This window comes from Glaciecola sp. XM2, assembly GCF_018595715.1.
In the GTDB taxonomy this organism is placed as follows: domain Bacteria; phylum Pseudomonadota; class Gammaproteobacteria; order Enterobacterales; family Alteromonadaceae; genus Glaciecola.
The window spans coordinates 152,858-177,656 of the sequence record NZ_JAHEOJ010000024.1; the positions used below are offsets into that span (position 1 = coordinate 152,858).

At 45.0% G+C, this 24,799-nt stretch carries 23 protein-coding genes; 19 read left to right on the forward strand and 4 right to left on the reverse strand.

Features of this window, described 5'->3' with window-relative positions; genetic code table 11:
- Positions 1 to 90: 90 nt before the first annotated feature.
- Positions 91 to 942 (forward strand): DUF6544 family protein, encoded by an 852-nt coding sequence (locus KJ365_RS10755; RefSeq protein ID WP_214451657.1) that lies wholly within the window; start codon positions 91 to 93, stop codon positions 940 to 942.
- A gap of 124 nt (positions 943 to 1,066) precedes the next feature.
- On the opposite strand, the gene groL is transcribed toward KJ365_RS10755, so the two are convergent.
- The 3 genes from groL to KJ365_RS10770 form a co-directional block, all read right to left on the reverse strand.
- Positions 1,067 to 2,704, reverse strand: coding sequence for a chaperonin GroEL (gene groL / locus KJ365_RS10760; RefSeq protein ID WP_214451658.1), 1,638 nt, complete (start codon positions 2,702 to 2,704; stop codon positions 1,067 to 1,069).
- Positions 2,705 to 2,755: 51 nt separating this feature from the next.
- A complete protein-coding gene (locus KJ365_RS10765; RefSeq protein WP_214451659.1) occupies positions 2,756 to 3,046 on the reverse strand; it encodes a co-chaperone GroES in 291 nt (96 codons plus the stop codon).
- A 159-nt stretch (positions 3,047 to 3,205) separates the two neighbouring features.
- Complete coding sequence (locus KJ365_RS10770; protein WP_214451660.1) at positions 3,206 to 3,712, reverse strand: FxsA family protein; 507 nt, start codon at positions 3,710 to 3,712, stop codon at positions 3,206 to 3,208.
- Positions 3,713 to 3,969: 257 nt separating this feature from the next.
- Between KJ365_RS10770 and KJ365_RS10775 the strand changes: the two genes are divergently transcribed.
- The 11 genes from KJ365_RS10775 to KJ365_RS10825 all read left to right on the forward strand — a co-directional run bounded on the left by KJ365_RS10775 (position 3,970) and on the right by KJ365_RS10825 (position 17,651).
- Positions 3,970 to 5,826, forward strand: a complete 1,857-nt coding sequence (locus tag KJ365_RS10775) for a protein-disulfide reductase DsbD (protein ID WP_214451661.1) — start codon at positions 3,970 to 3,972, stop codon at positions 5,824 to 5,826.
- 772 nt (positions 5,827 to 6,598) lie between these two features.
- The gene (locus KJ365_RS17095; protein ID WP_502793488.1) at positions 6,599 to 7,255 is read left to right on the forward strand and encodes a methyl-accepting chemotaxis protein; all 657 of its coding nucleotides are present in this window, start codon (positions 6,599 to 6,601) and stop codon (positions 7,253 to 7,255) included.
- 20 nt (positions 7,256 to 7,275) lie between these two features.
- The gene (locus tag KJ365_RS10785; protein ID WP_214451663.1) at positions 7,276 to 7,557 is read left to right on the forward strand and encodes an STAS domain-containing protein; all 282 of its coding nucleotides are present in this window, start codon (positions 7,276 to 7,278) and stop codon (positions 7,555 to 7,557) included.
- Between the two features lie 17 nt (positions 7,558 to 7,574).
- Positions 7,575 to 9,248: a fused response regulator/phosphatase gene (locus KJ365_RS10790; RefSeq protein WP_214451664.1), complete on the forward strand. Its 1,674-nt coding sequence runs from the start codon at positions 7,575 to 7,577 to the stop codon at positions 9,246 to 9,248.
- A complete protein-coding gene (locus KJ365_RS10795) occupies positions 9,248 to 9,613 on the forward strand; it encodes a response regulator (protein WP_214451665.1) in 366 nt (121 codons plus the stop codon). Before KJ365_RS10790 ends, KJ365_RS10795 begins: the two co-directional genes overlap by 1 nt.
- Positions 9,614 to 9,625: 12 nt before the next feature.
- Positions 9,626 to 11,533, forward strand: a complete 1,908-nt coding sequence (locus KJ365_RS10800; RefSeq protein ID WP_214451666.1) for a chemotaxis protein CheA — start codon at positions 9,626 to 9,628, stop codon at positions 11,531 to 11,533.
- Positions 11,523 to 12,029, forward strand: a complete 507-nt coding sequence (locus tag KJ365_RS10805; protein WP_214451667.1) for a chemotaxis protein CheW — start codon at positions 11,523 to 11,525, stop codon at positions 12,027 to 12,029. Before KJ365_RS10800 ends, KJ365_RS10805 begins: the two co-directional genes overlap by 11 nt.
- Positions 12,030 to 13,149: 1,120 nt before the next feature.
- Positions 13,150 to 15,141 (forward strand): methyl-accepting chemotaxis protein, encoded by a 1,992-nt coding sequence (locus tag KJ365_RS10810; protein ID WP_214451892.1) that lies wholly within the window; start codon positions 13,150 to 13,152, stop codon positions 15,139 to 15,141.
- A 3-nt stretch (positions 15,142 to 15,144) separates the two neighbouring features.
- Positions 15,145 to 15,972, forward strand: coding sequence for a CheR family methyltransferase (locus KJ365_RS10815; protein ID WP_214451668.1), 828 nt, complete (start codon positions 15,145 to 15,147; stop codon positions 15,970 to 15,972).
- Between the two features lie 2 nt (positions 15,973 to 15,974).
- Positions 15,975 to 16,580: a chemoreceptor glutamine deamidase CheD gene (gene cheD, locus KJ365_RS10820; RefSeq protein WP_214451669.1), complete on the forward strand. Its 606-nt coding sequence runs from the start codon at positions 15,975 to 15,977 to the stop codon at positions 16,578 to 16,580.
- Between the two features lie 21 nt (positions 16,581 to 16,601).
- Positions 16,602 to 17,651 carry a protein-glutamate methylesterase/protein-glutamine glutaminase gene (locus tag KJ365_RS10825; RefSeq protein WP_214451670.1) on the forward strand — a complete coding sequence of 350 codons (1,050 nt, stop codon included), beginning with the start codon at positions 16,602 to 16,604 and terminating at the stop codon, positions 17,649 to 17,651.
- Positions 17,652 to 17,664: 13 nt separating this feature from the next.
- Here the strand turns inward: KJ365_RS10825 and KJ365_RS10830 are convergent, their stop codons facing one another.
- A complete protein-coding gene (locus tag KJ365_RS10830) occupies positions 17,665 to 19,326 on the reverse strand; it encodes a GGDEF domain-containing response regulator (protein WP_214451671.1) in 1,662 nt (553 codons plus the stop codon).
- 355 nt (positions 19,327 to 19,681) lie between these two features.
- Here KJ365_RS10830 and aroQ point away from each other — a divergent pair, with 355 nt between their 5' ends.
- The 7 genes from aroQ to dusB all read left to right on the forward strand — a co-directional run bounded on the left by aroQ (position 19,682) and on the right by dusB (position 24,797).
- Positions 19,682 to 20,107 carry a type II 3-dehydroquinate dehydratase gene (gene aroQ / locus KJ365_RS10835; RefSeq protein ID WP_214451672.1) on the forward strand — a complete coding sequence of 142 codons (426 nt, stop codon included), beginning with the start codon at positions 19,682 to 19,684 and terminating at the stop codon, positions 20,105 to 20,107.
- Between the two features lie 33 nt (positions 20,108 to 20,140).
- Positions 20,141 to 20,587, forward strand: coding sequence for an acetyl-CoA carboxylase biotin carboxyl carrier protein (accB, locus tag KJ365_RS10840; RefSeq protein WP_214451673.1), 447 nt, complete (start codon positions 20,141 to 20,143; stop codon positions 20,585 to 20,587).
- Positions 20,588 to 20,599: 12 nt separating this feature from the next.
- Positions 20,600 to 21,946 carry an acetyl-CoA carboxylase biotin carboxylase subunit gene (accC, locus tag KJ365_RS10845; protein WP_214451674.1) on the forward strand — a complete coding sequence of 449 codons (1,347 nt, stop codon included), beginning with the start codon at positions 20,600 to 20,602 and terminating at the stop codon, positions 21,944 to 21,946.
- Between the two features lie 216 nt (positions 21,947 to 22,162).
- Positions 22,163 to 22,525, forward strand: a complete 363-nt coding sequence (locus KJ365_RS10850; protein ID WP_214451675.1) for a hypothetical protein — start codon at positions 22,163 to 22,165, stop codon at positions 22,523 to 22,525.
- 10 nt (positions 22,526 to 22,535) lie between these two features.
- Positions 22,536 to 22,715, forward strand: a complete 180-nt coding sequence (locus KJ365_RS10855; RefSeq protein WP_214451676.1) for a DUF6435 family protein — start codon at positions 22,536 to 22,538, stop codon at positions 22,713 to 22,715.
- A 65-nt stretch (positions 22,716 to 22,780) separates the two neighbouring features.
- Entirely contained in the window at positions 22,781 to 23,665 is an 885-nt protein-coding gene (gene prmA / locus KJ365_RS10860; protein WP_214451677.1) for a 50S ribosomal protein L11 methyltransferase, read from the forward strand.
- Positions 23,666 to 23,792: 127 nt separating this feature from the next.
- The gene (gene dusB, locus KJ365_RS10865; RefSeq protein ID WP_214451678.1) at positions 23,793 to 24,797 is read left to right on the forward strand and encodes a tRNA dihydrouridine synthase DusB; all 1,005 of its coding nucleotides are present in this window, start codon (positions 23,793 to 23,795) and stop codon (positions 24,795 to 24,797) included.
- The last annotated feature ends 2 nt before the right edge of the window (positions 24,798 to 24,799 follow it).

The following is a 24,799-nucleotide window of genomic DNA, read 5'->3' on the forward strand; positions in this document are numbered from 1 at the left end:
AAACTAAGTATCGCCAATGCGTTGTGACACATTGGCTTTAAAGACATTGATGGTTTGATATAAATCATATCCTTACGGTGAGACGATAAAATGACAACCTTGTTTATTATTGGCTTATTTATTGTGGTTATTGTTGTATTGCCTTTACTTCTTTGGCGACAGCTTGATCATTTTGCTGATCATAAAGAAATTAAGCGGCTAACAAAGATGCAGCCCAGCGAACCTAAGCGATTTTCGCTATCTATGGTTGCCGAGCTTCCCGAGCCAGCACGGCGCTATTTCGCGTTTGCGATTACAGAAGGTACCTCACTATACACAGTCGCCCAGATTCAGATGGTAGGCAAATTTAGCCTTGGTACGAAGAGTGCGCCAAACTATATGGATATGCGCGCAATGCAATTGTTGGCGCCACCGTATGGGTTCGTATGGAAGATGTCGGGCGCAAAGGGGCTCATGCAAATTGCAGGCTCTGATTCAGGAAACTGGACGCGATTCTGGCTAGCTGGGCTTGTCCCAGTTGCCCGATTTGGGGGAGACGCAGATCATGCGCGCTCAGCATTTGGTCGTTATGCTGCAGAAGCAGCATTTTGGACGCCAGCGGCAATTCTGCCCGGTCCTAACGTGACATGGGAAGCCGTCGATGAGAACACCGCACGGTACACAATGAGCCATGCCAAAATGGTACAAACCGTCGACATCACCGTCGACCAAGACGGACAACCAATTCGCGGTGAGTTCCAGCGCTGGAGCAATGCTAATCCTGAGCGCATGCATCGTCTGCAACCATTTGGCGCAGTCCTTTCAGACTTTCGTAAAGTAGATGGGTTTTGCATTCCCTTTCATGTAGAAGCAGGTAACCTTTTTGGCACCGATGATTACTTTCCCTTCTTTATTACCAATTTGACTGATATTTGTTTTCCAAGGCAAGACAAAGGGTCGTAATATTCTTATCATTGGTTCCATACGCCTGGGCCAAGCGTAAAAAAACCCGCAAAATACACATTTTGCGGGTTTTTAATTTGTCACACTGTAAGTTAAACAATGCTATGCATGGGCATGCACATTTTTACATCATGCCGCCCATTCCACCCATGCCGCCCATATCAGGCATGCCCGGACCGTCTTCCTTTGGCAGTTCCGCCACCATCGCTTCGGTGGTGATCATCAAGCTAGCAATAGACGCTGCAAACTGCAAAGCAGAGCGCGTTACTTTAGTTGGGTCAAGAATACCCATCTCTAGCATGTCACCGTAGGTGTCGTTACCAGCATTGTAACCGAAGTTACCTTCACCGTTTTTCACAGCATTTGTTACAACAGATGCTTCAGCGCCTGCGTTCGCAGCAATTTGACGAAGTGGAGACTCCATCGCACGAAGTGCCATCACGATACCGTGAGTTTGGTCTTCGTTGTCGCCTGTCATTTCAATCAACTTAGCTGCCGCGCGAACAAGTGCCACACCGCCACCAGGGACTACGCCTTCTTCAACCGCTGCGCGTGTTGCGTGCAATGCATCTTCAACGCGTGCTTTTTTCTCTTTCATTTCAACTTCAGTCGCTGCGCCAACTTTGATTACCGCAACACCGCCGGCTAACTTAGCCAAACGCTCTTGAAGCTTCTCTTTGTCGTAGTCTGAAGATGACTCTTCAATCTGAGCGCGGATTTGGTTGCAACGACCTTCGATCGCGTCTTGCTCACCAGCTCCGTCAACAACCGTTGTGTTATCTTTGGTAATAACAACACGCTTGGCAGTACCTAAGTCTTCTAGCTGCACTTTTTCAAGCTCAAGACCAATCTCTTCAGAGATAACAGTACCGCCTGCTAACGTAGCAATATCTTGTAACATCGCTTTACGACGATCACCAAAACCAGGTGCTTTAACAGCAGCCACTTTAACAATGCCGCGCATGTTGTTTACTACCAATGTCGCTAGCGCTTCACCTTCAACGTCTTCTGCAATAATCAAGAGCGGCTTAGAAGATTTTGCGACTGCTTCAAGGGTTGGTAGCAATTCACGGATGTTAGATACTTTTTTGTCAACCAATAAGATGTAAGGGCTGTCTAACTCAACAGAACCACTTTCTTGGTTGTTGATGAAGTAAGGTGATAAGTAACCACGGTCAAACTGCATACCTTCAACTACATCTAATTCGTTTTGTAGTGCTTGGCCTTCTTCTACCGTGATAACACCTTCTTTACCGACTTTTTCCATTGCTTGAGCAATGATGTCGCCCACAACAGAATCAGAGTTTGCAGAGATAGTACCTACCTGTGCAATTGACTTGCTGTCGGCACACTCAGTCGATAGCTTTTTAAGTTCTTCAACCGCTGCAGCAACCGCTTTGTCGATACCGCGCTTAAGGTCCATTGGGTTCATGCCCGCTGCAACCGCTTTTAAGCCTTCAGTGACGATAGCCTGTGCTAATACGGTAGCAGTAGTGGTGCCGTCGCCTGCTTCGTCATTTGCTTTAGACGCCACTTCTTTCACCATCTGCGCACCCATGTTTTCAAACTTATCTTCAAGCTCGATTTCTTTCGCCACAGATACACCATCTTTCGTGATGGTAGGTGCGCCAAATGATTTATCTAATACTACGTTACGACCTTTAGGGCCTAGGGTTACTTTTACTGCGTTAGCAAGAACGTTAACGCCTTTTAGCATTTTTGTGCGAGCGTCGTCGCCAAAACGAACTTCTTTAGCTGCCATGTTTATATTCCTCTAAATCTTTACAAGGTTAAATCGATAGGACCGTTGAACTTATTCAACAACCGCTAGAATGTCGCTTTCGCTCAGGATCAAGACTTCTTCGCCGTCTAACTTCTCAGTTTTCACGCCGTAGCCGTCACTAAAAATCACAGAGTCGCCAACTTTTACGTCGAGGGCTTTTACTTCGCCATTGTCGAGTAAACGCCCATTGCCCACTGCGATAACTTTACCGCGGGTTGATTTTTCTGCTGCTGAGCCGGTAAGCACGATGCCACCTGCAGACTTGCTTTCTACTTCTTCGCGCTTAATGATGACGCGATCGTGTAAAGGACGAATTGCCATTTTCAAATCTCCTGAAAATTCCAATAAAGATTAGTATTAATAAAACTCTATGTGAGTAGGTTACCACGCCATAATTGACATGAATTCTTTAACTGCAAAGCTAAGTGGGGTTGCTCAATACAAACTCAAGGGGCGTATTTATAAAAATTGTGAAAAAACCTAATTTAACCGGTCTTTTTCATCATTTGGGGTATTGTCACGATATTCGCCGTCAATCACCTCCCCCTCTTCATCGTCAGTTTGACGATGGGTCTGTTGCTGATGATATTGCTGTTGATGAAAAGAAAAGTGCACATTTGTCTGCTTTGCTTGATGCAGCATAAAGCGTTTTACAATGGCCGCCGCGATCGGGCCTCGTGTAAATGGAATAGTAAACAATAAGCCAATGATGTCTGTAATAAACCCTGGCGTTACTAGCAGGGCACCGGCAATCAATAGCAACAAACCTTCGCTGATTTCTTTACCCGGCAGCTCGCCCGCCGCGGACTTCGCTTGTACTTGTTGCAAGGTACTTAAGCCCTCACGCTTCACAAAGTAGGCGCCAATGATTGCGCTAAAAATAACAATAAAGAAAGTATTCCAGCCACCAATATTGTCAGACACATTGATGATCAACATGATTTCAGCAATGGGTAGAACAGCGAAAAGTAAAAAAAGTATCAACAAAACTATGATTGCCTTTATGAACGTTTTGAGAGCAACAGCGCTCCCTTAGTTAAAATAAATAATGGGGTATGAATTGCTATTATTCAATCTCTATTCATACTCTAGTAGAATCAATAGGATACTGATCCAAACGCTTACCGATAAAGATATCTACAAGCGCTGGGCATAACTTGCAATAATATAGACCCCAATTGTGAAAGCGAATTCAATGTTTTCCGGTCTCATTGCGCGTACACATAATTTAAGGTAGCAGTTTAATGTCGTTGAGTTTGAAACACACCTTCACTCGCCCTTGGCTTGCAGCATGCACGTCGATTTTTCTCTTCCTGTTTGGGCTCAATTTTGCCGTTGCGCAACAAACACCCGAATCTCTTTTTGCTGACTCACCCACGTTTTTAAAAGTCGACGAGGCTTTTGGTTTCGACTTTGAGCAAAAAGACGGTGAACTGATTGTTAAATGGGACATTGCCGAAGGCTACTACCTTTATAAAAAGCAATTTCAAACTGTGACACGCAACGCCACCATTGGCGAACCTGTATACCCCGCACATGAAACCATAGAAGATGAATTTTTTGGCCTCTCAGATGTGTTCTTTTACGATATGGAAGTTAGCTATCCTATTATTCAAACGGCTCAAGACGGTCAAGTCAAACTAAGATTCCAAGGCTGCGCGGAAGCAGGGCTTTGCTACCCACCCACTACCAAAGTCATCTTTTTAGATGAGTATTTACCAAATGGCTCCACCGGAAGCGCCACTGACGATGCCTCTGCAGATACTGCCCAAAACGATGGCGCTGTATCTCAGCAATTTACCTTAGCAGAGCGTTTGCTGTCTGATGAGAGCTTAGCGCTTAGCTTAGGGTTATTATTGTTGCTCGGTATTGGCCTTGCCTTTACACCGTGCGTGTATCCCATGTATCCCATTCTATCGAGCATTGTTATTGGTAAAGGCAAAAAAGAAATCAAACTTTCACAAGCGTTTATTCTATCGTTTGTGTACGTGCAAGGGATGGCGATCACTTACAGTATTTTGGGTTTAATCGTCGCCTCCGCGGGCGTGCAGTTCCAAGCCATGCTACAACACCCTGTGTTACTAGGCGTGTTTATCATTTTATTTATTGGGTTGGCGTTCGCCATGTTTGGAGCGTATGAGATTCAGTTGCCGTCTAAATGGCAAGAAAAGCTAAACGGCCTTAGTAACGAACAAAAATCTGGCAACCTTGTTGGCGTATTTATCATGGGGGTGATTTCTGGCCTGGTTGCGTCACCTTGCACAACAGCGCCGCTTACCGCAGTGTTACTCGTTGTTGCACAATCTGAATCACTGATATTTGGGTTCTCGGCACTTTATGCTTTAAGTTTTGGTATGGGCATTCCGCTTATATTGTTTGGCATGACTGGCGGGAAACTCCTCCCGAAGGCCGGCAACTGGATGAACGTTATCAAGGTTACCTTTGGCTTTATGATGCTTACCGTGGCGATTCTATTTGTTGAACGCATCTTCGTAGCACCATGGACGCAGCTCTTGTGGGCAGCCCTTGGCTTAGGTCTGTTTGCTTATCTCTACACCATGAACCAAGACACCCAAACAAGCTTCGCAAAAGGCGTACGCTCGCTAGTGGTTATGGTGGGTTTTGTGGGCTCCGTGCTCTATACCTTTCAAGCACTTCAGACCAATGGTATTTTAGGTGGGCAACTCATTTCCGGGATTTCCAGTGCGCCAAGTTCAGCGGTTCAAGGCAAGGGGCACCCTGAATTTATTATGGTCAGAGATTTAGATGACTTCGACCAAAAGTTAGCCGCGGCAAACGCCGAAGGTAAATCAGTGATGGTAGACCTATATGCCGACTGGTGTGTCGCGTGTAAAGAGTTTGAAAAATACACCTTCCCAGACCCAGCCGTGGTAGATGCGCTGAGCGAAACGGTATGGATGCAGATTGACTTAACCGATAACACACCTGTAAACCTTGCCTTTCAAGAAGAGTTTAATGTGCTAGGTTTACCGACTATTTTGTTTTTTGATGCAAACGGCCGTGAACTTTCACAAAGCCGGGTGACAGGATTTATGAAAGCCGACGCGTTTGCAAATCACATCAATCGCGCGTTGAACTAAGCTCGACGGAAAAACACACTTCGGTATCAAATCATTATCGAGCAATTTGCGCTCGATAATGATTCACTCTATATAAGATCCCTCTAAACTTTTCGCTTTTCCATACGATAACCTTAAGACCGAACAAGTTTCTGTTTGCAAGGTTTGATACCTGCATATCTGACTAACGCTTTCATGTTTGACCATAAGCATCTAGCTAATAAAGAAGATATCGCCACGCCCTGCCATGCTTACAGAAGCCTTTTGCTATGCTGACAAGGCGAGAAACATGCATACGCGTTTACTATCTATACAAACTTGGCTGCCATTACTTTCAGTAATTGTTGTGTCTGCCTTACTATTGGTTTTTGGCTATGGGTACATAGGTTTTACCTTAATGGCGTCGGCACTTGTTGCCTTTCCACTGCTGCTTAGCAAAAGACATGAACAACTTGTAAAAGCACAGATAGAAGCGGCAAAGGTTCCTGTTAGTAATTTCACCTTTGATAAATTTGAAGCCTTATGTAGCGAGATTTTGCCCACTTTAAAAGAGAGCGAATCGAACATCAGCGGCATCAAAAGCACACAAGATGACGCTGTGTATACCTTAAGTGAAAGTTTTGAACGCCTTCAAGCACTCGTAAAATCTCAGAGCGATACTATCCAAACATTGATTCGATTTGCTGGAAATGACGATCAACTCTACAGCGACACCATGCGTCATTTTGCTGACAGCACATCCGACACCCTCGATAAATTCATTCAATCAACCGTAGATATGTCTGCATCGTCTATGGCCTTACTCGACCAAGTAACTGAAATATATGAATCGGTTCCGCAGGTACTTAAGGCAGTAAAAGACATAGACAGCATTGCTGACCAAACCAACCTACTGGCGCTAAACGCGGCCATTGAAGCGGCACGAGCAGGTGAGCACGGTCGCGGGTTTGCTGTAGTTGCAGATGAGGTGCGCTCACTTTCCAATCGCTCATCACAATTCAGTGACGCCATTCAAGCGCAGCTTAAATCAATGTCGGAGCGCATCGAAGGCTTAACCGGTGAGGTAGGACGCCTAGCCAGTTACGATGTGAGTTACGTTATCGATGCCAAAAAAGAAATTAATGAAGCACTCGCAAGTATTATCGAAAAAGCTGAGACCGACGCAAAAGTGACTGCAGGTCTTGAGAAGGTTTCAAATGATTTGGATAACGCGCTGTCTCAAGCGATTAGAGGCTTGCAGTTTGGCGATATCAACGGTCAAAACCTAGCGTTTACACTCGAGACCATCTCATTTGTACGAGAGCACATCGAACATCTTACGCCGCAAAATATTGAAAGCATCAGCGCTGAAATGCACGACTATCTAGAAAAAATCAAGTCGCGCAAGCGTGACAGCAGCAACCCAGTATCTGCGACCAGCATGGCCTCGGGCGAAATTGAATTATTTTAAATATTACTTAGGAAGCGAACATGAGCGAAAAAGCACTACAAATACCCGAAAAGTTCGATTTTGCATACCACAAGCAGTTTACTGAGCAGTATCAAGCGCTGCTAGCGGTAGCCGGTGTAAAAGAGATTGCCCTTGATTTCAGCCGCGTTAGCTATCTTGATAGCTCGGCATTAGGCATGATGGTGTTATTGCAAAAGAAAGCAAAAGCGCAAAACGTTAATGTGCGTATACGCAATGCTAAAGCCAATGCTCTAGAGATACTGACCATTGCGAATTTTGACAAACTATTTGATATTGCGTAAGCGATAAGGCCTACACAATGCGCGTGCTCATCATTGAAGACGATAGTTTGTTTGCTGAAATTCTACAAACCTTTTTAGAAGGCAACGACTGCACTACGGTTGTAGCCGAAACCATCAGTGATGCAACACTCCAAGTCAAAAGCTCTCATTTTGATTTTGTATTGCTTGATAATCATTTGCCCGATGGCGATGGTATTCATTGCATCGAAAAACTCAAGACGGTCAACCAAAGCGGGCGTTCACTTCCTATCATTATGATCACCGCTGACCATAGACAACATAACATGTTGGAGGCGTTTGAGTACGGCGTTGATGACTTTTTAGCCAAACCATTATCACTGGACTTGTTGTGGCAAAAAATGCAACGCGTTAAATCGGTGTATGACAAAGAAGTACAGCTCGCAAGACAAGCCTATGAGCTAAATGCCTTACTCGATAAACAAGCTCAGGAGGAGGAATTAGCTAGATATGTTTACGAGCACGTCGCCTCGGCGGCTCACAATGATATTGAACATATCAATACTTACTTGCAAGCATCAAGCACGTTTAATGGCGATTTGTTTATCAGTGATATTTCACCTAACGGCAATCGCATGGTGATCTTAGCCGATGCCACTGGGCATGGGCTTGCCGCAGCAATCAGTGTTTTGCCGCTCGTTGCCACAATAAAGGCGATGATAAAAAAAGGCCTGTCGCTAGCTCACATTGTGCATGAGGCGAATAAGAAGTTGTGTTCTGACCTACCGGATGACAAGTTTGTGGCGCTCATTGGCGTAGAGGTAAACTTTTACCTTCAACAGATTCATTTGTTCAATGGTGGTATGCCAGATGTGATTGCATTGGACTTTAACCATAAAACCCATCGCCACCCGTCAACGACTATGGCCCTTGGCATTCTTGAGCCAGAAGACTTCGACCCTAACATTATCACGTTGGAGGCAGACTCTATCAAAAATCTATTTTTCTTCAGTGATGGCTTAGTTGAACAAGAAAACCCTCAAAAAGAGCCTTTTGGCATGCATCGGGTGACGCAACTTATCGAAAACAATAAAAGTACTGAGCCTTTGTTGAGCCACATCGTTAATCACTTTAGCGTATTTAATGAGATGCAGGAGTTACAAGATGATTTATCGATTTGTGATGTGGAGGTTAAAAAGCTTTTAGATAAACAGGCCAACACCGATTTAATCATCCGTGATAATAAATCTGGCAAGGTATGTGCATCAATATTAGTCGAAGGTGGATTAATTGGCAGATCCGACATCGTAGGCTGGTTTGACAATTTAATGCGCAGTGTTGATGTGTCGGGTGATTTGCGGCAGCGTGCCTTCACTGTATTTGCAGAGCTCATCAGCAATGCAATAGATCACGGTATATTAAAGTTAGATTCAAAACTGAAAACAGATTACGCCGGTTTTGCTGAATATTTAATGCTCAAAGAAGAGCGGCTGATAGCCATTGGTGATGAAGAAAAGATCACCATGCAGTTTGAGTATTGTGAAGTCAGTAAAGAAATGAAGTTTGACATTATCGATTCTGGGCCTGGCTATGACCTACAGGCATCAACGGTAATGGATGATGAATCCCTGTCAGGTAGAGGGCTTTCATTAATTGAGCAGTTGTGTAAATCAGTCACGATCACCCCACCGGGTAATCAAACGTCTGTTGTTATCAAAGAGAGTTTTAAATAATGAGTAAACATATATTAGTGGTAGATGATTCACCCTCCATTAGACAAATGGTACAGGTTACGCTCAAGTCTGCTAGCTATCAGGTTACCACAGCGGAAGACGGGCAAGCGGCATTAGATTTATGCAAGCGCATGCAGTATGACTTTGTGATCACCGACCAAAACATGCCTCGCATGGATGGACTGACCTTAATAAAATCGTTAAGAGGACTAAGTGCTTATCGCAGCACGCCTATCGTGGTGTTAACTACCGAGGCGAGTGATGCAATGAAGGCACAAGGTCGCGCTGCTGGCGCAACTGGGTGGATGGTGAAGCCCTTCGACCCGCAAAAATTACTCGCAGTTGCATCAAAAGTTTTACCATAAGAGGTTATCTCTATGTCTGTAGACATGAGTCAATTCTTCGAAGTATTTTTTGAAGAAAGCCACGAACACTTAGATGATATGGAACATCTTCTGATGGAGCTCTCATTAGATGAGCCTGACATCGAAGACTTAAATAGCATCTTTAGAGCCGCGCACTCCATAAAGGGTGGAAGCGGTGTATTTGGTTTTGATGCGTTGACAGGGCTAACTCATGTAATGGAAAACATTCTTGATTTAGCGCGCAAAGATGAGCTGGAAATGACAAAAGTCATTGTTGACCAACTGCTCAATACCGTCGATACCCTCAAAGGCATACTCGCCTGCTATCAAAACGAAGAAGACATTGATTGGAGCACTATCGAAAGCGGCACTATCGCCCTAGAAAAACTGCTTAAACCCACCGATGAAGCCCCAAACGACGCAAACGAACCTCAAAACAAAGATGACATTGAAGGTTTTGGTTTATTCGAAAACGCCGTCACTAATGACGATGACGCTTTTGGCTTTTTTGAACCCGTCGAAAACGAAAGCGAGGAGAGTGCATATGGCTTCTTTGAAGATGAAGAAGATAGTCAAAAAACCGACAGTGCTACGACGAATCAGGCAAACGCTCAAGATGATAACGATTCATTTGGCTTTTTTGTCGACCAACCAAGTGCAGATAAAGTAGAAAAACCTGCACCAAAATCGAAAAAACCGGCAGCTCGCAAGCCTAAAAGCGAAACCAAAGACGCAAGCTCAATTCGCGTCGACACGATGAAAATTGATTCTCTTGTCAACTTAGTGGGCGAACTCGTGATCACGCAATCGATGATCAAAATCGTGGGTAAAGAAGTCCACGGCGAGACTGAAGAAAAGCTAGAAGGCGCTATTGGCGAGCTATCAAGAAACATCCGAGAAATCCAAGAAGCGGTGATGTCGATGCGTATGCTGCCGATGTCTTTTGCCTTTAACCGCTTTCCGCGAGTGGTCAGAGATTTGGCAGATAAGTTAGGTAAAGACGTTGAGCTGATTATTGAAGGTGGCGCAACGGAAATCGACAAAGGCATGATAGAAAAGCTCGTTGACCCGCTTACCCATTTGATCAGAAACAGCGTTGATCACGGGGTAGAAATGCCAGATGTGCGAGAAGCGGCGGGGAAAACCCCCAACGGCACGGTTATTTTAAATGCAGAGCAGCGCGGCGGCAGTATTGTCATTAGCATTACCGATGATGGTGGCGGCTTAAACCGCGACAAGATTTTAGAAAAAGCGATGGCAAACGGGTTAGATGTTAGCGAAGACATAGAAGACGCCGACGTATGGCCACTGATTTTTGAGCCTGGCTTTTCTACCGCCGAAGCGGTTACCGATGTCTCTGGTCGTGGCGTAGGCATGGACGTTGTAAGGCGTAACATTGAGTCCATCGGCGGCTCGGTAGAAATTGAAAGCCACCAAGGCGTAGGTTCAATTTTTAGAATTCGCTTACCACTCACTTTGGCCATTGTAGATGGTATGTGTGTCTCTGTCGGCAAACAAACATATGTGGTGCCGCTGACGAATATTATTGAATCTATGCAGCCTACAAAAGATCAATTGAAAACGCTCGCCAACGATGAAGTACTTTGGGTGCGTGGTGAATATTGGCCCCTTGTACAGCTACATAAGCTAATGGGAATAGATGGCGCTAAAACAGATGTATCTAATGCCATTGTGGTGCTAGTCGAGACTAGCCGAAAGCGCTTTGGCATCCTTGTAGATGACCTAGAAGGCCAGCAACAAGTGGTTATCAAAAGCCTTGAACAACATTACCGCAGAGTACCGGGTGTAGCCGGTGCAACCATTATGGGCGATGGCAGTGTCGCGATGATCTTGGATATCGAGTCAATTGCCGCTGAAATCAAAACACCAAGTAAACAGGAGGTGCCCCTTGCGAGCTAACACCAGCGCGGCCGAACCAATAACCAATGAAGAGCAGCAAGAGTTCCTTACCTTTGTGTTAGGCGACGAAAACTATGCGCTCGACATCATGACGGTAAAAGAGATTCGCGGTTATGAAAATGTCACCAAAATCGCAAACTCACCGCCTTACATAAAAGGCGTGCTAAATTTACGCGGTGATATTGTCCCTATTATTGATTTACGCCTGAAATTTGAAGTAGGTCAGGCCACCTATGATGAATTTACCATTGTGATCATGCTGATGATTGGCGATCGCATCGTGGGCATCGTAGTAGACGAAGTCAGTGATGTCATCAAAGTTAACGACGAACAAATTAAACCGCCCCCTGAATTTGGTGTTGCGTTTGACAGTGCGTATTTGCACGGCCTCACCACCATCAACGAACAGATGATTATTTTAGTGAATATCCAAAAGCTTATCTCAAGTGATGAGTTAGGAATTTTTGACCCCAGCACCAAAGTGGAGCACGAGTAAGATGAAAATTTTATCTTGGTTTGACAATATCAAACTGCATGCAAAAATGAGTATTATTGCAATACTAGCGCTAGCAGGGCTAGCACTTCCTAGCTATTACTACACGCAGCTATCTTTCGATTCGCAAGCTTCTACCGAACAAGAGCTTAGGGGTATTGCGCCCACTACAGCCATGGTAAAACTTAAAAAAGTGCTGGCTGAGCACCGCGGAATGTCGGCAAGCTTGTTTGGTGGCGACACCTCCATTGCTTCGTCATTAAGTGCTAAAGGCTCTGAAGTTGATCAACAATTTATACGTGTCAAAGATGCCATCAACGACAGTACTGAAACTAACTCCTTGAAACAAAGACTCAACACCTTAGAAGCAACTTGGGGCACAATAAAAGCCAAGGTTGGGGCTAGGCAGTTTGCGCCACGCGAATCGTTTATCGAGCATTCTGCTCTCATTGCCGATGCTGACTTACTTATTTCAGAGCTGTCTAAATACTTCTTATTAAGCTACGACCCGGCTGCTGCAAGTTATCACATAATCATCGCTAATCTTCAAAATATGCCTCGTTTAGCCGACAACTTAGGAAAACTTCGCGGCTCAGGCGCTGGCATCCTTGCAAACCCAGAAATTACCGAAGCGCAAAAAAGCACCGTTAGTGCTTATCTAAATAATATTCAGTCACCTTTGGTAGATTTTGAATACAATATGCTTTCAGCGTCTCAAGCCGACGAAAGATTTCAAAACGCATATCAGCAGGCTGCTGCGCTCAAAGCAAGCGTTGACGAGCTTGAGAGACTCACGCAAAACGAAATACTTCAAAAAGACAGAAGCTCGTTTGACAATGGCGAATACTTTAGCCGTTATTCTGCGGTCATCAATCAACTATATGATTTACACGACGCCAACATTCGCTCACTTAACATGGTATTAGACGAGCGTCTTGAAGATATTAAGTCGTCTCGCAACATGACGCTCCTTTCTATTATTGTGTTAATGAGTATCAGCCTTGTGATTGGTGCGATTATCGTACGTTCATTAATTAGCTCTTCAAGTGGTTTGATTGGCGCATTTAAGCACATCGCAAAAGGCGATTATGATTTATCACTTAATGCTAACCGCAAAGACGAAATGGGTATTCTTGAGGCAGAGCTTACCACCTTATGCGAACAGCTCAAACAAGCGCAAGTGGTCGCGCTAGAAGCTAGCAAAGTGAAGCAAGCGCTTGATAGTAGTTCAACTGCATTTATGATGTCAGACGCTGATCGCACCATTGTGTATATGAACGAATCGACCCGCAAGTTGTTGAAAGAGTGTGAGCCAGAAATTCGCAAAGATTTACCTCAATTTAACGCCGATAAGCTTATAGGGGTGCGCATAGACGACTTCCACCAAAAGCCATCACATCAACATGCGATTTTAGACCAGTTAAAGACCGTCCACGAAGCGAAGCTTACATTAGGCAAGTACTCATTCAGACTGATGATTAACCCTATTCGTGATGAAGAGGGTAACAACCTAGGTAACAGCGTTGAGTGGCATGACATGACGGCCATCTACGAAGAAGAGCGCAGAGTAGCGCGCATCTTAGAGGCGTTAGATAACACCAGCACCAACGTTATGATTGCCGACGCTGACCATAATATTATTTATATGAACCGCTCGGTGATGGCGATGCTCAAAGGTGCTGAATCGGATATTAAACAGGCTATGCCGCACTTTAATGCCGATCAAATCATTGGCGGCAGCATGGATAGGTTCCACAAAGACCCGTCGCATCAAAAGAGCATGATAGAGCGTCTTTCAGATAAGCATGCCAGCGAAATCAAGCTTGGCAAGCGTCACTTCCGACTCACCGCTAGCCCAATTAATGGGAAAAACGGCGAAAAAATCGGGACCGTATTGGAATGGTTAGACCGCACCAAAGAGAAAGAAGCAGAAATCGAAGTCGCGAATATCGTAGAAGCAAGCTTGAAAGGCGACTTTACCCAACGTATTCAAGAAGAGGGTAAAGATGGCTTTATGCTGACACTAGTGCAGGGCTTAAACCAACTAATGAAAACGACTGAAAGCGGCCTAAATGAAGTGAGTAATGTCTTACTGGCAATTTCAGAGGGCAACTTAACTAAGCGTGTCGAAAGCGACTATCGCGGTACGTTTAATGATTTGAAAAATTACTGTAATACCACGACCGAAAATTTGGTAAGCGTCATCAGTCAGATTCGCAGCGCCAGCGACACGATTAGCAATGCATCGTCAGAAATAGCGCAAGGCAACGCTGACCTGTCAACGCGTACCGAACAACAAGCCTCTAGCCTTGAAGAAACCGCTTCGAGTATGGAAGAGTTAACAAGTACCGTTAGATTAAATGCTGAAAATGCAAATCAAGCTAACGGCTTAGCGTCACAAGCATCAGAAGTTGCGGCAAACGGCGGAGAGCTTATCTCTCAAGTGGTCACGACAATGGGCTCAATTAACGACTCGGCGCAAAAAATATCAGACATCATTGGTGTTATTGATGGGATTGCCTTCCAAACTAACATCCTAGCCTTGAATGCTGCGGTAGAAGCGGCGCGAGCGGGTGAACAAGGTCGCGGTTTTGCAGTGGTTGCATCAGAAGTAAGAACCTTGGCGCAGCGCAGTGCAAACGCAGCAAAAGACATCAAAGACTTAATTTCTGACTCAGTCACAAAAGTCGAAAGTGGTAACGCCTTGGTGAATCGTTCTGGGGAAACCATGCAGGAAATTGTCGTATCGATTAAGCGCGTTAACGACATCATGTCAGAAATCGCTGCAGCCTCTAGTGAGCAAGCCAGCGGTATCGATGAGGTGAGTAAAGCGGTAATGCAAATGGACGAAATGACCCAACAAAATGCTGCTCTTGTTGAGCAGGCGGCGGCGGCTGCGGAAAGCATGCGCTCGCAAGCGAGTGAACTCACGCAGCGCGTCGGTACATTTACCCTTAGCGATACGGATGTCAAAACGAAAGTGTCCCATAGCAAGCCAGATTTGTTGTCTCAACAATTTGACGAACTACCTTCTGTGAGTTCCGCTGCTATGCCATCTAAAGCGAAAAAGGCAATGCCAGCCATCTCTGAAGAAGATGAATGGGAAAGCTTTTAAGCGATGACCACGTCAGCTCCGGAAAAAAAGGATTTTGCCTATCAGCGCGCCGACTTTGAGGTCGTGCGCGCTAAGCTTAAAGCGCTCACTGGCATTAACTTAGCAGATAGCAAGGACTCGATGGTATATAGCCGTCTGGCTAGGCGCATACGCACACTTGGACTGACCGATTTTAAAACGTACCTACGGTATTTAGACCAGCACATTGATGAACAAGAAGAGTTCATCAATGCGTTAACCACCAATCTCACGTCGTTTTTTCGTGAGTCTCATCATTTTGATTACCTTAAACGTTATATTAAGGCGGCCAATCGCCCATTAAAAATATGGTGCGCAGCGTCTTCTACCGGTGAAGAGCCCTACTCACTTGCCATGACCGCAGTTGAAGCACTAGGCCGCTTTGATATACCGGTAACCATTATCGCTTCAGATATCGACAGCAAAGTACTTGCCACCGCCAGTGCCGGACAATATAAGCTAGAGCAGTTAGACGGCGTTGATATTGAGATGAAAAAGCGCTTTTTCCATCGTGGCAAAGGCGCCAATGCGGGGAAGGTAAAAGTCGTACCCGAACTTCGAAAGCTGCTGCACTTTCAAAAGCTGAATTTAATGGATGACCAGTGGTCCGTTCCCAAAGACTTCGATGTTGTCTTTTGTCGTAATGTCATGATTTATTTTGATAAACAAACCCAGTTAGAGATTTTAAAGAAGATCATCAAACACATGGCCTACGACAGCCTGTATTTTGCTGGGCACTCTGAAAATTTTAGTCATGTCAGTCAGTTGTTAACACCCTTAGGTAAAACAATTTACCAACCGAAGAGGCTGTAAGCATGAGCGTCGTATTTAATGAGCACTTGGCCCCCAATCGTTACTTCGATAAGAATTTCAATCTCGACGCGGTGAAAATTTTGCCTGGTGAATACTTTGCAACAAAAGACGAAACACTCATTGTGACAGTACTTGGTTCATGCGTGTCGGTATGCCTGAGAGACCCTATTTTACGCATCGCAGGCATGAATCACTTTCTTTTGCCTGCTAACAAAGACCATTTAAACGTCAACTCTGATTCTGCTCGATATGGCGTATATGCAATGGAAGTCCTCATCAACCATATGATCAAACTCGGTGCCTCAAAATCACGCCTAGAAGCCAAAGTGTTTGGCGGTGGAAACGTGCTCAAACAATTAAGAATTAATAGTGTGGGCGAACAAAACGCGGCTTTCGTTGAAGAGTATTTAGACACTGAGAATATCAGGGTGGTGGCAAAAGATTTATTGGGCGAATACCCCAGAAAAATTTACTTTTTCCCGCTTACTGGAGAGGTGAAAGTGCGTAAGCTCAAATCGTTGCACAATACCACCATTCTTGAGCGTGAGAGTGAGTACCGTGTCAAAGTCAGTCAAACACCTGCGTCAGGTGATGTTGATTTATTCTAAGCCCCTAGGAGAGTTTTATACATGACAATACGCGTACTTGTAGTAGACGACTCCGCGCTGATCCGCAGCTTATTGAGCGAAATCATCAACCAAGCTCCAGGCCTCGAGCTTGCAGGTGCCGCTCCAGATGCGTTTGTAGCAAAAGACATGGTCATGCAGCTAAAACCCGATGTGATCACGCTGGATATAGAAATGCCAAAAGTCGACGGGCTTACCTTTTTAGACCGTTTAATGAAAGCCCGCCCTACACCGGTGGTGATGATTTCTACTCTGACTGAGAAAGGGGCTGACGCAACTATCCGCTCACTTGAGCTAGGTGCCATCGATTTTATCGCAAAACCTAAAATTGACGTGTCTAAAGGCATGGACGCATATCAAGCAGAAATTATAGAAAAAATTAAGGTGGCGGCTGCTTCAAAACCTAAAGCGCGCGCACCGTCATTGTTAAAAGTACGCTCTGTGCCGCTGAACTATCAAGGCACAGAAACCATCGTTGCGATTGGCGCATCGACTGGCGGTACCGAGGCCATTCGACAAGTATTAGAGACCTTATCACCTGCCTTCCCAGCAACAGTGATCACTCAGCATATGCCCCCCAATTTTACCCGCACTTTCGCACAGCGCCTCAACGGACTTTGCAAAATCAGAGTCTCAGAAGCAAAAGACGGCGAACGATTATTGCCTGGTAACGCGTACATTGCGCCTGGCGATCGGCATCTTAAGGTGACGCGACACGGCGCTGATTATCGTATTCGGCTTGTGGACGGGCCTCTAGTCTCTGGTCATAAGCCATCGGTAGACGTGATGTTTTCCTCGCTGGCGAGAGTGGCTGGCACTAACACTATCGCAACAGTACTGACTGGCATGGGTAAAGATGGCGCAAAAGGGCTTGTAGAGCTGAGACAAGCGGGAGCACTGACAATGGCACAAGATGAAGCAAGCTGCGTTGTTTATGGGATGCCAAAAGCAGCTGTCGAGCAAGGTGGTACTGACCAGATTGTCACGCTAGATGATATGGGAGTGGCTCTATCTAAAGCAGTCGAAAAGGTAAGCAAAGGCACGCGCCTTTAAACACTCCTTATGCTCACTTCGCGCTGGATGGCACTTCAAACAATGTTTGATTGCGCCCACCGCTTTTGGCTAAATACAGCAAACGGTCAGCTTCACTTACTGCAAGTGGCACAGACTCGTGATCCTCGAGCGCTACTAGGCCTCCACTAAACGTCACCGATACCTCTGGTTTATCAAGCACAAAGTTCATTTGCGAACATTGTTGACGTATCGCCTCAAGCTTTTTGTACCCTTGTTGAACATCACAATCTACAAATAAGATGACAAATTCTTCGCCACCATATCGCCCAACATAGTCGGTTTCACGCACCATGGCTTTGAGCATTTGTCCAATTCCATTGAGCACCATATCGCCAGCGGCATGCCCGTGGGTATCGTTAACTTGCTTAAAACGGTCAACGTCAATTAACGCCAAAGTACATTGAGAATTATTACGTTGAAACATCTGCATTTGATGACTAGCGGCCTCTACTATTTGACCATGGTTAAGCACGCCAGTCAGCGGGTCTTTTGAAACAAAGGATTTAATGAAAGCAGCGCGCTCTAGTCGCGTCATAATTTGGCTAAGCATTAATGGCGCTGGCGTGGTTTTGGCGATTAAGTCATCTGCACCATGGGATAATACGTTTAACTTTGTATCTAACTGTTCGTCGGCAGTCAGAAATACAATCGGTGAAAAGTCAAACTTTGATTCTTGACGAATCATCGATGCAACTTCTAAGCCATTAACGCTAGGCATCACCTTATCGAGTAAAAACAAATCGGGTTGAAGGTGTTCAAGCGCTTCAAGCAAAGACTCGGCCGTACTGAAAAAATGAAAATCGACGTTAACGCGGGAAAATACTGCACGATAGAACTCTCCCATCGCCTCTTGGTCGTCTAGTAACACAATTTGATAGGTTTGATCTGAGCCTTCCTGCAAAGCTCGCGTGATTTTCTCGAGTAAATCATAAGGATTTATCGGCTTTACTGCATATCCATTTACGCCTGCACGTACTGCCTGTAAGCGCGCTTCAAAGCTAAAATTACTACTACAACTGATCACTTTGATATCTTGCTCTATCAGTCTAGCCGCAAACTCAAATACTTCTTCGGTGCTGACATTGGGCATAACAACATCAAGCAAAACAAGTTTTGGAGGGGTTTCATGCTCAGTATTTTCAAACGCCGCAATCGAATCAAAATATTCTAGGTCCAGCCCAAGTTGTTTAAGCGTCGCTACCATCGCCATACCTACGGAGCGTTCATCGTCAATGATAGCAATGCGTTTGGTTTTGTGAAGGGTAGCACTACCTAATGACCGCGAATTTTTGTTAGATGCTGAACACACAAGAAAAGGATCTGGCGACACCTTGTTTGAGCGAATCAATTGATTCATCAGTAAATCAATGTCTGATATGGTCTTGCTAACTGATACTTGTTGACTTATGCCTCTATCACAACATGTATCGATGGTCTCAAAAACATGTGCTAAAGAAACTAGCTGAAAAGTGCTGTATTTATGATGTGCTTCAGCAATGTTTTCTTGAAAGCTTTTGACATCTTCTAAGCCTTTACTCACGCGCGCCCGAGACCACGCTTTGACCAATTCTTTTAAATCAGACGCGTATGTTTGCTCGAGATTACTTGGTAGTTGAGTATTAATGGCTTCTACACCTATATTTCTTTTCTCCATAGATGTATCGACCGATTTGAGTAAAAAGCAAGTGCATTAAGCGAAATTTTATACAAGTATAGTAAATTTAACAAAAAACAATAGTCCACCTGCATATTTCTCAAGTCATGAGCTTATGCTCAATAAAAATAAGCGCTTTGTATAACAACTGAGTGCCGCGCCACATTATTTGTTTACAGTTTGAGCTAACTTCGCTGATTAGACCAGTAATTTGCTGAATATATGCAGTAAAGTGTGTTATTTTCTGGAAAATAGTTCACACTTGGAAAATGTTGGCTTGTTTATGTTTCGATTTTTCATTTTCTATGAAAACCGCATGATCACGTCATAATCTAAACAAATAAGTACTTTTTAAATGAATTTACTATTAATCAATGGCCCTAACTTAAATATGCTCGGTACACGCGAGCCAAAGGTGTATGGCAGCGAAACGCTTAAAGATGTCGAGTCGATGCTCATAGCGCATGCGATGCAACATGAGATTGTCTTAAAATGCGAGCAGTCCAACGCCGAGCATGAGTTAGTGACGATTGTGCAACAAAGCATGGGCAAGGTTGACGGTATTATTATCAATCCTGGTGCATACACACATACGAGTATTGCACTACGCGACGCATTCCTTGCAACACAAATTCCATTTATTGAAGTGCATCTGTCAAACGTCTATCAAAGAGAGACGTTCAGACATACCTCTTACTTATCAGACATAGCCAAAGGCGTCATCGTCGGTTTGGGCACAAACGGATATAAATTGGCAGTTGATGCATTTGCAAACTCATAAATTATTACTACACAACTTATATAAGGCGACACTATGGATATTCGTAAAATAAAAAAACTGATTGAATTAGTTGAAGAGTCAGGGATTGCTGAGCTAGAAATTACCGAAGGCGAAGAGTCTGTGCGCATTCACCGTGGTGCCACCGCGCAGTCGGTACAATACGTACCACAAGCCACTGCGCCAGCTGCAGCACCTGCGCCTGTTGCACCCGCAGCAGTAGAGGCTCCTGAAGCACCGGTGGTCACCGGCACGGTAGTTAAATCGCCTATGGTAGGTACCTTCTATCGTTCTTCATCTCCTGAATCAAAAGCCTTCGTAGAAGTCGGTCAGAGCGTCAAAAAAGGCGACGTGTTATGCATCGTTGAAGCGATGAAGATGATGAATCAAATAGAAGCTGAATGTGAAGGCGTTGTAAAAGATATCCTTGTTGCGAACCAAGCTGCTGTAGAATTTGACCAGCCTTTGTTTATCATCGAATAAAAGGGCTACATTATGTTAGATAAAGTGCTTATCGCCAATCGTGGCGAAATTGCCCTTAGAATACTAAGGGCGTGCAAAGAACTGGGGATCAAAACGGTCGCGGCCCACTCCACGGCAGACAGGAATTTAAAACATGTTCTATTAGCCGATGAATCAATCTGCATTGGCAATGCACCTGCCTCAGAGAGCTATCTTAATATTCCGCGCATCATTGCCGCCGCGGAAGTCACCAACGCTATTGCAATTCACCCAGGTTACGGCTTTTTGTCAGAAAACGCTGACTTTGCAGAGGCCGTTGAGAAAAGCGGCTTTGTGTTTATTGGCCCCACCGCAGACACCATCAATATGATGGGCGATAAAGTGGCTGCCATTGCCGCAATGCGAAAGGCAGGCGTTCCTTGTGTACCAGGCTCAGATGGTCCACTGGGTGACGATATGGAAAAAAATCGTGCTATCGCCAAACGTATTGGGTATCCAATGATTGTGAAAGCTGCCGGTGGTGGCGGTGGACGCGGGATGCGCGTGGTAAGAAGCGAAGACGAGTTAGAAAACGCCATCAGCGCCACCAAACAAGAAGCCGGCGCTGCGTTTAACAACGACGTCGTGTACATGGAAAAATTCTTAGAGAACCCTCGCCATGTTGAGATTCAAGTACTCGCTGATGGCCAAGGCAATGCGATTCATTTAGGTGAGCGTGATTGTTCAATGCAGCGTCGTCACCAAAAAGTGGTCGAGGAAGCACCAGCACCGGGTATTTCTCAGCAAATGCGCGACAAAATCGGAGAGCGCTGCCGTCGCGCTTGCATAGAAATTAACTATCGCGGAGCCGGCACCTTTGAATTTTTGTATGAAAACGGCGAGTTTTATTTCATTGAAATGAACACCCGTATTCAAGTAGAGCATCCTGTCACCGAAATGGTCACCGGCGTTGATTTGATCAAAGAACAGCTGCGGATTGCGGCTGGACAACCTCTATCGATTGAACAAGAGCAGATCAGACTGCGCGGCCACGCAATAGAGTGCCGCATTAACGCAGAGGATCCAGACACTTTTATTCCAAGCCCGGGTAAAATAGAAATGTTTCATGCCCCAGGCGGCTTAGGCGTAAGATGGGAATCACATATCTATTCTGGATATACCGTTCCACCTTATTACGACTCGATGATAGGTAAATTGATTACCTTTGGCGAGAGTCGTGATGAAGCGATCGCTAGAATGCGTCATGCACTCAAAGAGCTGGTGGTAGACGGGATTAAAACTAATATTCCATTGCAATTGAGGATTATGGACGACGAGAACTTCTTTAACGGTGGTACCAATATCCATTACTTAGAAAAGAAGCTCGAAAAAGAAAAATAAGCCTTTCACTTCGGCCATCTGCTTGGTTATTACCAATCGATGGCCGAATTATCCTACCTACCCACCTACCCTGCTGACACGTCTCCAATGTAAACAGCGTGCCATGTTACGTTTCGATTACACTTTGTGCACAAATTTACGCCGCATTTGACTTGAGATGATTGACCAAACAAGCCAATTCGTTATTATTTTTACTTGGTTGGTTTGGATGATGTGATGTTGGATTTACAGCAGTGTGATGTACTGAGCCTCTTTTTGTATCGGTTTGCATTGGACCGCGACGATGATATTGTCAATTTAGAGCAGGACGTCTTAGATCTACAAAACTTCCCCGAACGCTTAGAGGTGAGCTACGAAGCGGAATGGCGCAGTTATGTTCGACGCGCATTGTTTAAATTGAGCAGTGATGAACAATACCAACTCGAAGATAAACTAACGGTGCTCTTAGCGGGCAACAACCCACACTTCAATCAACTGCTTAATATTCTGAAAACTGCGATCGCGGTGAACAATTCCACACAAGTCACTGTATTAAATAGTCCACTGAAGAATTATGTACAGCAACTATTGAAACTTTGAGGCCTTTATTATGTTTGGCTTGTTTAAATCAGATCCTACGAAAAAATTGCGAAAGACCTACGACATGAAATTAGAACAAGCAATGCTTGCGCAGCGCAAAGGCGATATCAAAACATATTCAATGATAACGGCCGAAGCGGAAGCGTTATGGGCGCAAATTGAAGCGCTTGAAAATGAGAAGAAAGATTAAAATCTGCCAAATATTGTCCACTTGAACAAGGTACAATATGGTTTTAGAGCGAGTGGGTGAGCGTAATGCCTTGGCAACAACTTAAAATAAACGTGAAAGCAAGCCAAGCGGAGCCTTTAGGGGATATTCTGAGCGAGTTAGGTGCTCAAGCGGTCACGTTCATTGACGCTAAAGACACCCCAGTTTACGAACCAAAGCCCGGTGAAGTGTTATTATGGCCCGATACACAAGTCATTGGGCTGTATGATGCAAACGTTAACCTATTGCCCATCATTGATGAATTGAAACATCATGACATTTTTAACGAGGGCTTTTACTATCGCCTCGACCAGCTAGAAGATCGCGAATGGGAACGAGAGTGGATGGACAACTTTCACCCCATGCAATTTGGACAACGTCTTTGGATATGTCCAAGTTGGCGAGAAGCGCCTGATCCCCAAGCTGTCAATGTAAAGCTCGATCCAGGGCTCGCCTTTGGCACAGGCACCCATCCCACCACTTCATTATGCCTAAAGTGGTTAGACAGCCAAACATTACACAACAAGCTTGTGGTGGACTTTGGCTGTGGGAGCGGCATATTGGCGGTTGCGGCACTCAAGCTTGGGGCGCAACGAGCCGTTGGAATAGATATTGACCCGCAAGCGTTGCTGGCCAGTAAGCAAAATGCGCAAAACAACAATGTGGATGAAAAGCTCAGCTTGTATTTGCCTCAACACCAACCAGAGCTGGAGGCAGATATTGTTGTCGCAAATGTTCTGGCAGCGCCATTAAAAGAACTCAGCGAAGTTATCACCAACTTTTGCAAGCCAGGCGGTATGCTGGTTATGTCTGGCGTATTGATTGAGCAAGTACAAGAAGTCATCGCCTGCTATGCCTATCATTTTGACTTTGAGCCTTTCACAAGCGAAGGTGACTGGGTGCGTTTGGTGGCGCAAAAAAATCCCCGTTAGCAACAAAAATAGCCGAAGGTCAAGCCCATATTTAGCTATTTTGTTTAAAAAATAGCCTTTTCAAATACCTCAAAAAAACGTAGTATACGCCGCCGGTAAAGATGGGTAGGTAACACCAAAGGTGACAATGCATCAATTACAGATAGGTCCATACAGATTGTCTAATAACTTGATCCTTGCACCCATGGCTGGCGTTACTGATCGCCCTTTTCGGGAGCTGTGCAGAAAAATGGGGGCAGGCTTAGCAGTATCAGAGATGCTGTCTAGCAACCCAAAAGTTTGGCACACCGAAAAATCAATGAACCGCATGAACCATACGGGTGAATCTGGCATTCGCTCTGTGCAAATTGCAGGCAGTGAGCCACATCTAATGGCGCAAGCGGCCCAGCTGAATGTGCAAAATGGTGCGCAGATCATTGATATCAACATGGGCTGTCCAGCTAAAAAAGTGAATAAAAAGTTAGCAGGTTCAGCGTTACTGCAAGACCCCAAATTGGTATCACAGATACTTGAGGCGGTGGTTAACTCAGTAGACGTTCCGGTAACTTTGAAGATTCGCACAGGATGGGATCGCGAAAACCGAAATGGATTGGAAATCGCCCAAATCGCAGAAGATAGCGGTATTCAGTCATTAGCTATTCATGGAAGAACACGCAGCTGCATGTTTAAGGGCGAGGCGGAGTACGACACCATCCGCGCTATTAAACATAAGGTCAATATTCCGATTATTGCAAACGGTGATATTACCGACGAGCATGATGCCAAACGTGTACTCGATTACACACAGGCAGATGGCATTATGATTGGCAGAGCGGCACAGGGTAACCCATGGATTTTTAAGCAAATTCAACATTTCTTAGAAACGGGAGAACGCTTAGCAAAACCAAGCGTGACTGAGCAAGCAAACGTGCTACTGACACATGTGTCTGGCCTATACGAGCTTTATGGTGAGTATTCAGGGATCAGAATTGCGCGCAAACATGTGGGTTGGTATGTCACACAACACGACGAAAACAGGGGATTTCGTCGTGAATTTAATGCCATTGAGAGTGCACAAGAGCAAACTCAAGCATTAACTCATTATTTTTCATCGCTACACGCTAAATCACAGGATTTAAGCGACGTAGCCTAGCG